The sequence below is a fragment of the Rhodoblastus sp. genome, from assembly GCF_041915505.1.
Lineage (GTDB): Bacteria > Pseudomonadota > Alphaproteobacteria > Rhizobiales > Beijerinckiaceae > Rhodoblastus.
Genome location: NZ_JAYSBG010000069.1, coordinates 1 through 12,493, shown reverse-complemented (window position 1 = coordinate 12,493; position 12,493 = coordinate 1). Strand labels below are relative to the sequence as shown.

The 12,493-nt window shown below is 65.9% G+C and carries 13 protein-coding genes; 6 read left to right on the top strand and 7 right to left on the bottom strand.

Annotated elements, in window-relative coordinates; all coding sequences use genetic code 11:
* The 6 genes from ACE3S9_RS06735 to ACE3S9_RS06710 form a co-directional block, all read right to left on the bottom strand.
* Positions 1-340: GTP-binding protein (locus ACE3S9_RS06735; protein WP_374545673.1), on the bottom strand; the 340-nt coding region annotated here is incomplete at its 3' end.
* Positions 340-1,245, bottom strand: coding sequence for a sulfate adenylyltransferase subunit CysD (gene cysD, locus ACE3S9_RS06730; protein ID WP_374545674.1), 906 nt, complete (start codon positions 1,243-1,245; stop codon positions 340-342). The genes cysD and ACE3S9_RS06735, both read right to left, overlap by 1 nt.
* The gene (locus ACE3S9_RS06725) at positions 1,239-1,994 is read right to left on the bottom strand and encodes a phosphoadenylyl-sulfate reductase (RefSeq protein ID WP_374545672.1); all 756 of its coding nucleotides are present in this window, start codon (positions 1,992-1,994) and stop codon (positions 1,239-1,241) included. The genes cysD and ACE3S9_RS06725 overlap by 7 nt, the downstream gene beginning before the upstream one ends.
* Positions 1,987-2,499, bottom strand: a complete 513-nt coding sequence (locus ACE3S9_RS06720; protein WP_374545671.1) for a DUF934 domain-containing protein — start codon at positions 2,497-2,499, stop codon at positions 1,987-1,989. Before ACE3S9_RS06720 ends, ACE3S9_RS06725 begins: the two co-directional genes overlap by 8 nt.
* Positions 2,486-4,153 (bottom strand): nitrite/sulfite reductase, encoded by a 1,668-nt coding sequence (locus tag ACE3S9_RS06715; protein WP_374545670.1) that lies wholly within the window; start codon positions 4,151-4,153, stop codon positions 2,486-2,488. The genes ACE3S9_RS06720 and ACE3S9_RS06715 overlap by 14 nt, the downstream gene beginning before the upstream one ends.
* Before the next feature lie 24 nt (positions 4,154-4,177).
* Positions 4,178-4,501, bottom strand: a complete 324-nt coding sequence (locus ACE3S9_RS06710; protein ID WP_374545669.1) for a DUF2849 domain-containing protein — start codon at positions 4,499-4,501, stop codon at positions 4,178-4,180.
* 325 nt (positions 4,502-4,826) lie between these two features.
* Here ACE3S9_RS06710 and hpnA point away from each other — a divergent pair, with 325 nt between their 5' ends.
* The 6 genes from hpnA to ACE3S9_RS06680 all read left to right on the top strand — a co-directional run bounded on the left by hpnA (position 4,827) and on the right by ACE3S9_RS06680 (position 11,509).
* Positions 4,827-5,828: a hopanoid-associated sugar epimerase gene (gene hpnA, locus ACE3S9_RS06705; RefSeq protein WP_374545668.1), complete on the top strand. Its 1,002-nt coding sequence runs from the start codon at positions 4,827-4,829 to the stop codon at positions 5,826-5,828.
* Positions 5,825-7,033, top strand: coding sequence for a glycosyltransferase (locus ACE3S9_RS06700; RefSeq protein WP_374545667.1), 1,209 nt, complete (start codon positions 5,825-5,827; stop codon positions 7,031-7,033). The genes hpnA and ACE3S9_RS06700 overlap by 4 nt, the downstream gene beginning before the upstream one ends.
* A complete protein-coding gene (gene hpnC / locus ACE3S9_RS06695; RefSeq protein WP_374545666.1) occupies positions 7,030-7,932 on the top strand; it encodes a squalene synthase HpnC in 903 nt (300 codons plus the stop codon). Before ACE3S9_RS06700 ends, hpnC begins: the two co-directional genes overlap by 4 nt.
* Positions 7,929-8,768 (top strand): presqualene diphosphate synthase HpnD, encoded by an 840-nt coding sequence (gene hpnD, locus ACE3S9_RS06690; protein WP_374545665.1) that lies wholly within the window; start codon positions 7,929-7,931, stop codon positions 8,766-8,768. Before hpnC ends, hpnD begins: the two co-directional genes overlap by 4 nt.
* A gap of 1 nt (position 8,769) precedes the next feature.
* Positions 8,770-10,020, top strand: coding sequence for a hydroxysqualene dehydroxylase HpnE (gene hpnE / locus ACE3S9_RS06685; protein ID WP_374545664.1), 1,251 nt, complete (start codon positions 8,770-8,772; stop codon positions 10,018-10,020).
* Between the two features lie 727 nt (positions 10,021-10,747).
* Positions 10,748-11,509, top strand: a complete 762-nt coding sequence (locus ACE3S9_RS06680) for a phosphorylase (RefSeq protein WP_374545663.1) — start codon at positions 10,748-10,750, stop codon at positions 11,507-11,509.
* Here the strand turns inward: ACE3S9_RS06680 and hpnH are convergent.
* Positions 11,453-12,493 (bottom strand): adenosyl-hopene transferase HpnH (hpnH, locus tag ACE3S9_RS06675; RefSeq protein ID WP_374545662.1); only part of this gene is annotated, 1,041 nt, incomplete at its 5' end. The two genes, ACE3S9_RS06680 and hpnH, sit on opposite strands and share 57 nt — an antisense overlap.

The following is a 12,493-nucleotide window of genomic DNA, read 5'->3' as shown; positions in this document are numbered from 1 at the left end:
CGGCGACGATGAAGCTGCGCTTGTCGGTCTTGAAATAGCGATAGGCGACGTCGATGGTGATGCCCTGTTCGCGCTCGGCGGCGAGGCCGTCGACCAGCAAAGCGAAATCGAGCGCGCCGCCCTGCGTCCCGAATTTCTTCGAATCCCGGTCGAGCGCTTCGAGCTGGTCCTCGGCGATCATCTGGGAATCGTAGAGCATGCGGCCGATCAGCGTGGATTTGCCGTCATCGACCGAGCCGCAGGTGATGAAGCGCAGCAGGGCCTTGTCCTGAACCGCCGCCTTGGTTGCGGGGCCGGGCGCCTCGCGGGAAAGGCCTTTTTCCGCCAGAGCGTAAGCCATCAGAAATAGCCTTCCTGCTTCTTCTGCTCCATCGAGGCGGAGCCGTCATGGTCGATGATGCGGCCTTCGCGCTCGGAGGTTTTCGAGGCGTGCATTTCCGCGATGATGTCGGGTAGGGTCGCCGCCGTGCTTTCGATGGCGCCGGTGAGCGGATAGCAGCCAAGCGTGCGAAAGCGGACCGAGAGATTTTCCACCTGCTCGCCGGGACGCAATTTCATGCGGTCGTCGTCGCGCATGATGATCGCGCCATCGCGGCGCACGACCGGACGCTCCTTGGCGAAATAGAGCGGCACCACCGGGATGTTCTCTTTCGCGATATAGTCCCACACGTCGGCTTCCGTCCAGTTGGACAGCGGGAACACGCGGAAGCTTTCGCCGGGGCGCTTGCGGGTATTGTAGAGCCGCCACGGCTCCGGGCGCTGGTTCTTCGGGTCCCAGCGATGTTCCGCCGAGCGCAGCGAGAACACGCGCTCCTTGGCGCGGGATTTCTCCTCGTCGCGGCGGGCGCCGCCGAAAGCCGCGTCGAATTTATATTTGTCGAGCGCCTGTTTCAGGCCCTGCGTCTTCATCACATCCGTATGAATGCGCGAGCCGGAATCGAACGGATTGACGCCCGCTTTCACGCCCTCTTCATTGATGTGGACGATCAGGTCCAGCCCGAGATCCTTCACGCGCTGATCGCGGAATTCGATCATCTCGCGGAACTTCCAGGTCGTGTCGACATGGAGCAGCGGGAAGGGCGGCTTGGACGGGTAAAAGGCCTTCATCGCCAGATGAAGCAGGACCGCCGAATCCTTGCCGATCGAATAGAGGAACACCGGCTTTTCGCATTCCGCCGCGACCTCGCGGAAGATGTGAATCGATTCGGCTTCGAGTTTCTGGAGATGAGTCAGTTGAATCATGATTGCGCCAGTTCCTTCGCGCGCAAAAGGCTGCCGTCGGCGGCGACGTGCAGGCCGCATTCCTTCTTGTCTTCGCTTTCCCACCACCAGCGCCCGGCGCGTTCCGGCTCGCCCGGCTTGATCGCGCGGGTGCAGGGCGCGCAGCCGATCGAGACAAAGCCTTTTTCATGCAGCGCGTTGACCGGGACGTCATTGGCCTCGCAATAAGCGGCCACGTCGTCGCGGGTGAAATCGAGCAGTGGGCTGGCCTTGATCAGACCGCGCGCCTCGTCGAATTCGACGAAGCGCAGATGCGAGCGATGGTCCGACTGGTCGCCGCGCAGGCCGACGACCCAGCCTTGCGCGCCGGCGAGCGCGCGGCCGAGCGGCTCAACCTTGCGGACATTGCAGCAGGCCTTGCGCATATCGAGGCCGTAATAAAAACCGTTGATCCCCTGATCCGCGACCAGAGCCTGAATCGCTTCGGCCTGCGGATAATAAGGCTTGATGCGGAAGCCATATTGCTCTTCCGTTTTCGCCCAGAGGTCATAGGTTTCGGGAAACAGCCGGCCGGTGTCGAGCGTCGCTATGGCGACGTCGAGATCCTGCGTGCGGATGGCTCGCGTCAGCGCCTGATCCTCGATGCCGAGACTGGTCGTGAAGACGATCTGTCCGTCGAGCGCGTCACGGAACAGGCGCAGGCGCGCTGGCAAATCGGCCTTGGCGAAGGCGTCGTTCAATTCGTCGGCGAGCGCGCGGAGATCCTTAGACATTTTTTTCTCCCTGGCGAGCGCGGCGGCGTTCGACAATGCTGTCGCCGAGGCCGTTATGGCGCTGATAGGCGAGGGTGATGCGATCGCGCGCGGCGAGCCATTGCTCGACCGGCTGGCGCGCGGCATTGGCGTCGGGGATTTCCACCTCGTCGAAACCACAGGCGAGCGCCTGCGGGAACTGGTCCGAAAACAGCGGGCCGGAGGCGCGCAGCAGGCCGGTGAAACCGCGCTGGCGGAGCTGGCGCGCCAGCGAAAAGCCGCGGCCGTCGGTGGCGCTGGGGAAGCGGATGGCGATCAGCGCGACCTTGCTGAAATAAGGCTCGACATCCGTCGTCTTGACGCTGTTCTCGACCAACACGCCAACCGGCGCACCCTTGGCGGCGGCGAGTTCGGCGTCGAGCGCCGCGAGCGGAACAATGGGGGCCTTGCCGGCGGCCCTTTCGCCGTTTTCACCGATAGCAGCGAAAGCGTCGTCCTTGGCGCCCTGGCGATCAAGCAACAGCATCGGCGACCTCCTTGAACGCGGCCTTGAACGGCGCGAGACCAATGCGGCGATAGGCTTCGATAAAGCTCTCGCCCGGCTCGCGCTGCGCACGATAGACCGCGATGACGCGGTCAATGGCTTCCGGCACCAGTTCCGCCGGCAGGCCAGGGCCGAGCAATTCGCCGAGCGCGTAATGATCGCCGGCGTCGCCGCCAATGGTGATCTGATAGGATTCCGCGCCCTTCTTCTCCAGGCCCAGAATGCCGATATTGCCGACATGGTGATGGCCGCAGGCGTTGATGCAGCCGGAGATCTTGATGCTGAACTCGCCGATCTCCTTCTGCTTGGCCGGATCGGCGAAATGCTGCGCCAGCGCCTGCGCGACCGGAATCGAGCGGGCGGTGGCCAGAGCGCAATAATCGAGGCCGGGGCAGGCGAGAATGTCGGTGATCAGGCCGATATTCTGCGAGCCGAGCCCTTCTGCGCGCAGCACGGCGAAAATCTCCGGCACGTCGTCAAGCCGGACATGCGGCAGGACGACATTCTGCATATGGGTGACGCGCGCCTCGTCGAAGGAATATTTCTCGGCGAGATCGGCAATCACCCGCATCTGATGCGAGGTCGCGTCGCCCGGCGCCTGGCCGATGGGCTTCAGCGAAACGGTCAGAGCGGTATAGCCGCGCTGCTTGTGGCGGAACAGATTCTGCTCGACGAATCGCGCCAGCTCCGCATCCGCGGCCTGCGCCTGTTCCAGCTTGCGCGAGACGGCCGGCAGGTCTTCATAAGCCGGCGGCGCGAAGAAAGCCGCGATGCGCGCATAATCCCGCGCGTCGACGTCATTGGCGGGCGCGTCGATCTCGGCGAATTCCCGCTCCACTTCGGCGCGGAAGGCGTCGATCCCGATCTCATGGACGAGAATCTTGATGCGCGCCTTGTATTTGTTGTCGCGGCGGCCTTCGAGATTATAGACACGCAGAATCGCTTCGAGATAGCTCAGCAATTTTTCGCGCGGCAGGAACTCGCGCAGAACCTTGCCTTCCATCGGCGTGCGGCCAAGACCGCCGCCGACCAGCACCTGATAGCCGATCGCCCCGCCCGCGTCGCGCACGAGCTGGAGTCCGACGTCATGCGATTTCAGCACGGCGCGGTCATGGGCGGCGCCGGTCACCGCGATCTTGAACTTGCGGCCGAGCCATTCGAACTCCGGATGCAGGCTCGACCATTGCCGCAGCAATTCGGCGACGGGACGCGGGTCCTCGATCTCGTCATAGGCGACGCCGGCGAAATGATCCGAGGTGACATTGCGGATGCAATTGCCGGAAGTCTGGATGGCGTGCATCTCGACATCGGCGAGCAGGCTGAGAATGGCCGGCACGTCCTTGAGCTTCGGCCAGTTGAACTGCAGGTTCTGCCGCGTGGTGAAATGGCCATAGCCGCGGTCGTAGACATCGGCGATATGGGCGAGCTGGCGCAATTGGCGCGCGTTCAGCGTGCCATAGGGCACAGCGATGCGCAGCATATAGGCGTGCAATTGCAGATAGAGGCCGTTTTTCAGGCGCAGCGGGCGGAATTCCTCCTCGGTCAGCGCGCCCGCAAGGCGGCGCTCGACTTGGCTGGCGAATTGCGCCACCCGTTCGCGCACGAGGCGCTCATCGAATTCGTCGTAACGATACATGTCTCACCCTCGCCGGTTTCGGCGTCAGATCTCGAAATCCGCCTGTTTGCCCAGGTCGCGGCGCACGCTGGGGCCGAGCGTGCGCAGGACTTCGCGGTAATGGCGCGGCGTCGGCGCGCCGTCGTCGCTCACGGTCACGTCGACCAGATAGGGATCGACGACCTTCGCATGCAGGAATTCCGTCGCGCCGAAACGCTCCAGCGCCTGCGCGGCCGCTTCATCGGCCGCGACCAGCGCCTCGCGGGGATCGCGCGTCCAGCCTTCGGCGGCGGCGAAAACCACGTCGCCTTCAAGCAGGTCGTTGGCGATCAGGATCACCGGCAGGGGCGGTCGCTTCACGGCGGCCATTTTTCATCCTCGTCCAAGGGCCGCGATGCGGCCAAGATGCATCTCGACGCCGCGATGCGGCCTAAATGCGTCGCGCGAAAATCCTTATCGCGAGCTTCCAGGAGAATAAATCCGCGCGGCTGACGTTTCAATGAGCAAAAAAAGAATGATATTTCTAATAATCGCCGACAAATAGGACAAATAATCTGTTTTTCCGAAATCACATCCTCAAAAAGAAAAAAATATGCCTGTTCGGCGCAAAATCCCTCGCCGCGCCCACGCGCATTTTCCGTTCAGGCGCGCGCGGAGGCGTGCTAGGACGGGATCAAAAGAAACGGGAACCGGCATGAATTCATCTGGCAAGATCCTGGTCACCGGCGCCACCGGCTTTGTCGGCGCGGCGGTCGCCCGCGCGCTGATCGCTCGGGGCGAGCGCGTCGTGCTGCTGGCGCGCAAGGATTCCCCGCGCGGCAATGTCGAGGGGCTCGACGCCGAGGTCGTGGTCGGCGATTTGCGCGACGCCGTCTCGCTGCGGCCCGCCTTGCGCGGCGTCGAAAAGCTCTATCACGTCGCCGCCGATTACCGCATGTGGGCGCCCGATCCGCGCGAGATCGTCGAGGCCAATCGCGTCGGCGTCGGCAATATCATGACCGAGGCCCTGCGCGCCGAGGTCAGCCGCATCGTCTATTGCTCCTCGGTCGCGACGCTCAAGCTGAACGACGCGGGCCGCCCGGTGGACGAAACCTCGCCCAACACGCCCGACCACGCCATCGGCGCCTACAAGAAAAGCAAGACCATCGCCGAGCGGCTGGTCGAGCGCATGGTGGCGGAGCAGGGCCTGCCGGCGGTGATCGTCAATCCCTCCACGCCGATCGGCCCGCGCGACATCAAGCCGACCCCGACCGGACGCATCATCGTCGAGGCGGCCAATGGCAAGATGCCGGGCTATGTCGACACCGGACTCAATCTGGTCCATGTCGACGATGTCGCCGCCGGCCATCTCGCCGCCATGGATCGTGGCCGGATCGGCGAGCGTTACATTCTCGGCGGCCAGGACGCGCCGCTCGGCCAGATGCTGACCGAAATCGCGGGCCTCGTCGGGCGGGCGCCGCCACGGCTGAAAGTGCCGCGCCGGCCTTTGTTCCCGCTGGCCTACGCCGCCGAGGCGGTGGCGCGGGTGACGCGCAAGGAGCCCTTCATCACCGCCGACGCTTTGCGCATGGCGAAATATCGCATGTATTTTTCCTCCGCCAAGGCCGAGCGCGAACTCGGCTATCAAGCGCGGCCCTATGGGCAGGCTCTGGCCGACGCCGTGGACTGGTTCCGGGAACGGGGCATGATCGCTTGAGCGCAGACGCTCTCTGGCTTGAACTCGGTCTGCTGGTTTTGGCGATCTGGCTGGTGCTGGTTTTCGCGCGCGGCGGCTTCTGGCGCTGCCTCGACCGGGACGACCTGAGCCACCCGCCGTTTCCCACCCAATGGCCGAGCGTCGCGGCCGTGGTTCCCGCGCGCGACGAGGCCGCCGTGATCGCCGCAAGCCTCGCTTCGCTGCTGGCCCAGGATTATCCCGGCGCCTTTCACGTGGTCCTGGTCGACGACCACAGTGGCGACGGCACGGCGGATGTCGCGCGGGACTGCGCCGCCGCTGCGGGGCGGGCCGAGAGCCTGACCATCGTCCCAGGCGCGCCGCTGCCCGAGGGCTGGACCGGCAAGGTCTGGGCGATGGCGCAGGGCGTGGCGGCGGCGCGGAAAAATTTCGCGCCGGATTATCTCCTGCTGACCGACGCCGATGTGGCCCATGTCCCCGACAATCTGCGCCATCTGATCGCGCGGGCGGAGCAGGGCGGCTATGGCCTCGTCTCGCTGATGGCGACCTGGCGCTGCCGCAGCGCCGCCGAACAATGGCTGATCCCGGCCTTCACTTATTTCTTCCAGATGCTCTACCCGTTCCGCTGGGTGTCCGATCCACGCCGCGCCATTGCGGCCGCCGCCGGCAATTGCATGCTGGCGCGCGCCGACCGGCTGGAACAGGCCGGCGGGATCGAGTCCATCGCTGACGCCCTGATCGACGATTGCGCGCTCGGCGCGCGGATGAAAAGCGACAGGCCGATCTGGCTCGGCCTGTCGCAGCGGGTGCGGTCGCTGCGGCCTTATCCGCATTTCGCCGATATCGGCCGGATGGTGTCGCGCTCGGCTTATGCGCAATTGCGCTTCTCGCCGCTGCTGCTCGCGGCTGTGACGGCCGGCCTTGCGCTGACTTTTTTCGCGCCGGTCCTGCTCGCCTTTTTCGCGCCCGGCCTCGCGGGCCTGTGCGGCATGGCGGCCTATGCGCTGATGAGCGTCAGCTTCGCGCCGATCCAGCGCTTTTACGATCTGCCGCGCTGGCGCGCGCTGACTTTGCCGCTTATCGCGGCGCCTTATATGGTCTATACGCTCGATTCAGCCCTGCAATATAAGCGCGGGCGCGGCGGCATGTGGAAAGGCCGCGCGCAGGCGCATTTCATCAATTCGGCGCGCGCGGCGCGCAAGCCCATCGGGACGGAGACTCCATGAGCGCCGCATCCAGCGCTTCGAAATCGGGCGCTTCGAAACCCGCGCCGGTCACGGCGGAAAGCCTGCGCTCGGGCAAGAGCGGCGGCGACGAGAATTTCCCGGTCGCCTCGCTGCTGATCGCCGCGCCTTTGCGCCCGGTCATTCTCGCCTTCTACGATTTCGTGCGCGCCGGCGACGATGTGGCCGATCATCCGAGCCTGCCGCCGGAGCAGAAGCACGCTTTGCTCGACCAGCTCGACCAGAGCCTGATCGGCGAAAGCGACGCCGAACCTTTGGGTGTGCGGTTGCGCGCTAAACTCGCCGAGCGTGGCCTGACCGACGACCACGCCCGCGACCTGCTCGACGCCTTCCGCCGCGACGTCGACAAGAGCCGCTATGAAAACTGGGACGAGCTGATCGATTATTGCCGGCTTTCGGCCATGCCGGTCGGCCGTTTCCTGCTCGACGTCCACGGCGAGAGCAGTGATCTCTGGCCCGCTTCCGACGCCATTTGCGCCGCCTTGCAGATCAACAACCATCTGCAGGATTGCGGCAAGGATTTCCGCGCGATCGATCGCGTCTATGTCCCGCGCGATGCGCTTCAGGCGGCGGGCGCGCGGGTGGAGGAGCTTGGCGCGGACAAGGCGAGCCCGGCCTTGCGGGCCTGTTTGCGCGGCCTCGCCCTCCGCAATCGCGCGCTGCTCGAAGCCGGCCAAAGCCTGCCCCATCGCATCGCCGATCTGCGGCTCGGCATGGAAATCGCGGTGGTGACGCGCCACGCCTTCAGCATCGTCGATCTGCTGATCGCGCGCGACCCGCTGAGCGAAACCGTGAAACTGAGCAAGAGCCAAGCTTTGTCCGGCGCGGCTTTCGCCGCGGCGGGCGAGGCGTTTTCGCGCCTGACGCGGAGGGCGGCATGACCGCCACGCTGCAGGAAGAGGCGGAGCTGGCCCGCACCCGCGCCCGCAAAAGCTCGTTCTATCGGGCCATGGCGATCCTGCCGCGCGAGAAGCGCGGCGCCATGTTCGAAATCTATTCCTTCTGCCGCGCGGTGGACGACATCGCCGACGAGGGCGGCGACAAGGCGACCAAAAAGGCCGGCCTCGACGCCTGGCGGCGCGACATCGACGCGCTTTACGACGGCGGCCACGCCGGGCTCGCCGCCGGACTCATCGATTCCTTGCGCCGGTTTGGCTTCGAACAGGCGGATTTTCTTGCCGTGATCGACGGCATGGAAATGGATGTCGAGTCCGACATTGTCGCGCCCGACGCCGCCACGCTCGATCTTTATTGCGACCGCGTGGCGAGCGCGGTCGGCCGTCTTTCGGTGCGGGTGTTCGGCCTGCCGGAGCAGGACGGGATCGACCTCGCTCATCATCTCGGGCGCGCCTTGCAGCTCACCAATATCCTGCGCGACATCGACGAGGACGCCGGCATCGGCCGGCTTTACCTACCGCGTGAAAATCTCGCGGCGGCGGGCGTCGCCGAGCCGACGCCGGCGAAGGTCGCGGCCATGGACGATCTCGACGCCGTCTGCCGGCCCTTGCTGGCGCAGGCGAAGGAACATTTCGACAAGGCCGACGCCATCATGGCCCGCCAGAAGCGCGATCTCATTCGCGCGCCGAAAATCATGAGCCTGGCTTATGGCGCGATCTGGCGCCGGCTCGACGCGCGCGGCTTCCGGAAGCCCCGCGAAAGGATCGCGACGCCGAAACTGGCGCTGATCGGCGCGATCCTGCTTTACGGATTTTTCTGATATGGCGCGCGTTCACGTCATCGGGGCCGGCCTCGCCGGCCTGTCCGCCGCGGTCGAATTGAGCGGCGGCTGGCAGGTTTCGCTCTATGAGGCCGCGCCGCAGGCTGGCGGGCGTTGCCGCTCTTATTTCGACTCTGCGCTGGGCATGACCATCGACAACGGCAATCACCTGTTGCTGTCGGGCAATCACGCCGCTCTGGCCTATGCCAACAAGATCGGGGGCGCCGACAAACTGGCCGGGCCCGACGAGGCGGCGTTCGATTTCTGCGATCTGGCGCGCAACCGGCGCTGGACCCTGCGGCCGAACGCCGGAAAATTGCCGTGGTGGATTCTCGTTCCGGATCGTCGCGTCCCGAATACGGCGGGGCTGGATTATCTGGCTCTGGTCAAGCTGCTGTTCGCCAAGCCCGATCAGCTTCTGCGGCCGTTTCTCGGAACGGGCGGGATCGCGCGCGATCTCTGGGATCCCTTGTTCGTTTCGGCCTTGAACACCGATCCCGCCGAGGCGTCGGCCGCGCTCGCCGGCGCCATCGTGCGCGAGACTTTTGCCGAAGGCGGGGCGGCCTGCCGTCCGCTGGTGGCGGTGGAAGGCTTGTCCGCCGCCTTCGTCGATCCGGCGCTGGAGTTCTTGCGCAACCGTGGCGCGGACGTGCGCTTCGGCGCGAAATTGCGCGCCATTCAATTCGCCGAAGGCCGCGCGACGGCGCTGGATTTCGGCGAGGACATCGTGACGCTCGCCGAAGAGGACCGCGTGGTGCTGGCCGTCACCGCGCCGGTCGCGACGGCGCTGCTGCCGGGCCTCACGGCGCCGGATGAATTCCGCGCCATTGTGAACGCCCATTTCGCTTATCCGGCGCCCAAGAGCCTGCCCTTGTTGACCGGCGTGATCGGCGGCGCGAGCGAATGGCTGTTCGGCTTCTCGGACCGGCTGTCGGTCACGATCAGCGCCGCCGAGCGCTTTCTCGCCACGCCGCGCGAGGAGCTGGCCGCGACGGTCTGGGCGGAGGTGCAGGCGGTCGCCGGTTTTTCCGCGCCGCTGCCGGCCTGGCAGATCATCAAGGAAAAGCGCGCCACTTTCGCCGCCACGCCGCAGCAGGACGCGCTGCGCCCGGGCGTGGAGACGCAATGGCGCAATGTTTTTCTGGCCGGCGATTGGACCCGGACCAGCTTGCCCGCCACCATCGAGGGCGCGATCCGTTCCGGCCGTCGCGCCGCGGCGGCCGTCGATGTGACTTTGAGCACGGGCTTCTGAAGCTCAGCTTGTGCTAGCTTCGCGCGACTCACGCGGCGCGCCCCGGTCATGGGACGCCGCCTTTCCGGGAGATCGCTCGACGGAAAAACCGACTCGCCGCGGCGCCTTCAAATTGTTGGGCGCCGTCATGATCGCCGCTTCCGCTTTCGGAGCCGGCGTGGCCGAGGCGCAATGGGCGCCGCCGCCTCCCGGCTGGCATCGTCCGCCTCCGTCCGGCGGCTGGCATCGTCCCCCTCCGCCCCCGCCCGGCGCGTGGCGTGGTCCGCCCCCGCATGGCGGTTGGGGCCGCCGCTGGGTGTGCTGGTGGCGTTCGACCCCGTGGGGGCCGCGCCGCGTCTGCGGCTGGCGCTGATCCGCGCGGCGCCTCACGCGCCTGCCGCACGATGATGATCGCGCCCGAATGGGCGCGATTTTCTTTGGCCGAGGCCTCCGGGAACTCATCCCCGAGGCGATCATCGCCCAGCCCTGGGGGCGATATTCGGGGGCTGGGCGCAGAATGCCCGCGCCAGCCGCTCATACTCGGGCGTCCTCTTGATCTTCCTGGCGCAATTCCTGCTTTGTCTCGAGCGGACGCCGCGGATCGGCGGCCTTTCGGTCAATCGACTCTCGATTAGGAGTTGACTCGAGGCGTTCTTGGCCTAAGCGGATAGGCTCAGGGCGTTTCCGGGGGCTTGCCGGTCCCGGAGCGTGTGTTTTGTCGGCCGGGCGTTTCGCAGGGGCGAGCGGATTGGGCTTTTCGCGGACTTACGATCAGGCGCCAGCGCAAAAGGCGCGGCGCGGCCGCGGCGGCGAGCCGGCCCCTCCGCGCATCGCGATTGTGGTCGGCATGAAATCCGAGGCGCGCATCGCCGACGCCGGGCCTGATCTGACCATTATCGGCGGCGGCTCGGCGGCGCAGGTCGAGGCCGGCCTCGCGCGGGTCCATCGCACCGCGCGGGGTGAAGGGCGGCCCCTGCATGGCGTGCTCAGTTTCGGCGTGGCCGGAGCGCTCGCGCCGCATTTGCAGCCCGGCGACCTGCTGCTGCCCCATGCGGTTCACGCCGGCCTCAAGGCTTACCCCTGTCACGCCGGCTGGACCAGCCGTCTCTCGCGCGTCTTGCCGCAGGCCCATGGCGGCGCGCTGCTCGGCGTCGACCAGCCGATCCTGACCCCGGAGCACAAACGGCGGCTGCACAAGGATCACGGCGCTTTCGCGGTGGATATGGAATCCCACGGCGCCGCGCGTTTCGCCAATGCTTACGGGCTGCCCTTCGCGGTGCTGCGCGCGGTGGCCGATCCGCAGCGCCGCGCCATTCCGCCGGCCGCTATGGCGGGCTTCAGGCCCGACGGCTCGGCCGACGTGCTGGCGGTGTTGGCCGCGCTCGCCCGCAGCCCCGGCCAGCTTGGCGGGCTGATCCGCACCGCCTTCGACGCCAGGGCCGGGATGACGGCCTTACTCGGCAGCCGTCGCCTGCTTGGGGGCCTTTTCGGCTTCGACGATCTGGTTTAGCTGCTGCTCCACCTGCGCCTTGTAGCCAAATTCGGCCGGGCGCTGCTTGTCGAGCGCGATGTCGGGCGCGAAGGGGCCTTCGGTCTCGATGCCGAACAAAGCCACTTTCAGCGCCGCGAGCGGATTCTTGAAAGCGTGGTTGACCGCGCTCGCCTCGAAGCCGCAATGGACCATGCAATCGGCGCATTTCTCGTAATTGCCGACGCCATAGGAGTCCCAGTCGGTGGTCTCCATCAGCTCCTTGAAGGTCTTGGCGTAGCCCTCGTTGAGCAGATAGCACGGGCGCTGCCAGCCGAATACGGTGCGCAGCGGATTGCCCCAGGGCGTGCAATGATAGGTCTGGTTGCCGGCCAGGAAATCGAGGAACAGCGACGACTGGAAGAAGGCCCATTTACGGCCCTTGTTCCCGCGGCGGAAAATGCCGCGGAACAATTCCTTGGTCTTGTTCCGGTTCAGGAAATGCTCCTGGTCCGGGGCGCGCTCATAGGCATAGCCCGGCGAAACCGTCGCGCTGTCCACGCCCATCTCCTTGAGCGTGTCCAGGAAATTGGCGACGCGCTCGGGGTCGGCGTCATTGAACAAGGTGCAATTGATGGTGACGCGAAAGCCTTTTGCACGGGCGGCTTTGATGGCCGAAACGGCGCGGTCGTAGACGCCCTGCTGGCAGACGGATTTGTCGTGCATCTCGCGGTCGCCGTCGAGATGGACCGAGAAATTGAACGCCTGCGAGGGTTCGAACTCGCCCATTTTCTTTTCGAGCAGCAAGGCGTTGGTGCACAAAGTGACGAATTTGCCGCGATCCAGCGCCCCGCGCACGATCTTGCCGATCTCCTTATGCAGCAAGGGCTCGCCGCCGGCGATCACCACCACCGGCGCGCCGCATTCGTCGATCGACTGCATGCAGTCTTCGTAAGGCAGGCGTTGGTTCAGGATCTTGTCGGGATAGTCGATCTTGCCGCAGCCCGCGCAAGCCAGATTGCAGCG

Excerpts from the sequence above, each read along its gene's own strand:
- ACE3S9_RS06725 (WP_374545672.1), bottom strand. The coding sequence starts at position 1,994 with ATGTCTAAGGATCTCCGCGCGCTCGCCGACGAATTGAACGACGCCTTC.
- ACE3S9_RS06720 (WP_374545671.1), bottom strand. The coding sequence starts at position 2,499 with ATGCTGTTGCTTGATCGCCAGGGCGCCAAGGACGACGCTTTCGCTGCT.
- ACE3S9_RS06715 (WP_374545670.1), bottom strand. The coding sequence starts at position 4,153 with ATGTATCGTTACGACGAATTCGATGAGCGCCTCGTGCGCGAACGGGTG.
- ACE3S9_RS06710 (WP_374545669.1), bottom strand. The coding sequence starts at position 4,501 with ATGGCCGCCGTGAAGCGACCGCCCCTGCCGGTGATCCTGATCGCCAAC.
- hpnA (WP_374545668.1), top strand. The coding sequence starts at position 4,827 with ATGAATTCATCTGGCAAGATCCTGGTCACCGGCGCCACCGGCTTTGTC.
- hpnC (WP_374545666.1), top strand. The coding sequence starts at position 7,030 with ATGAGCGCCGCATCCAGCGCTTCGAAATCGGGCGCTTCGAAACCCGCG.
- hpnD (WP_374545665.1), top strand. The coding sequence starts at position 7,929 with ATGACCGCCACGCTGCAGGAAGAGGCGGAGCTGGCCCGCACCCGCGCC.
- hpnE (WP_374545664.1), top strand. The coding sequence starts at position 8,770 with ATGGCGCGCGTTCACGTCATCGGGGCCGGCCTCGCCGGCCTGTCCGCC.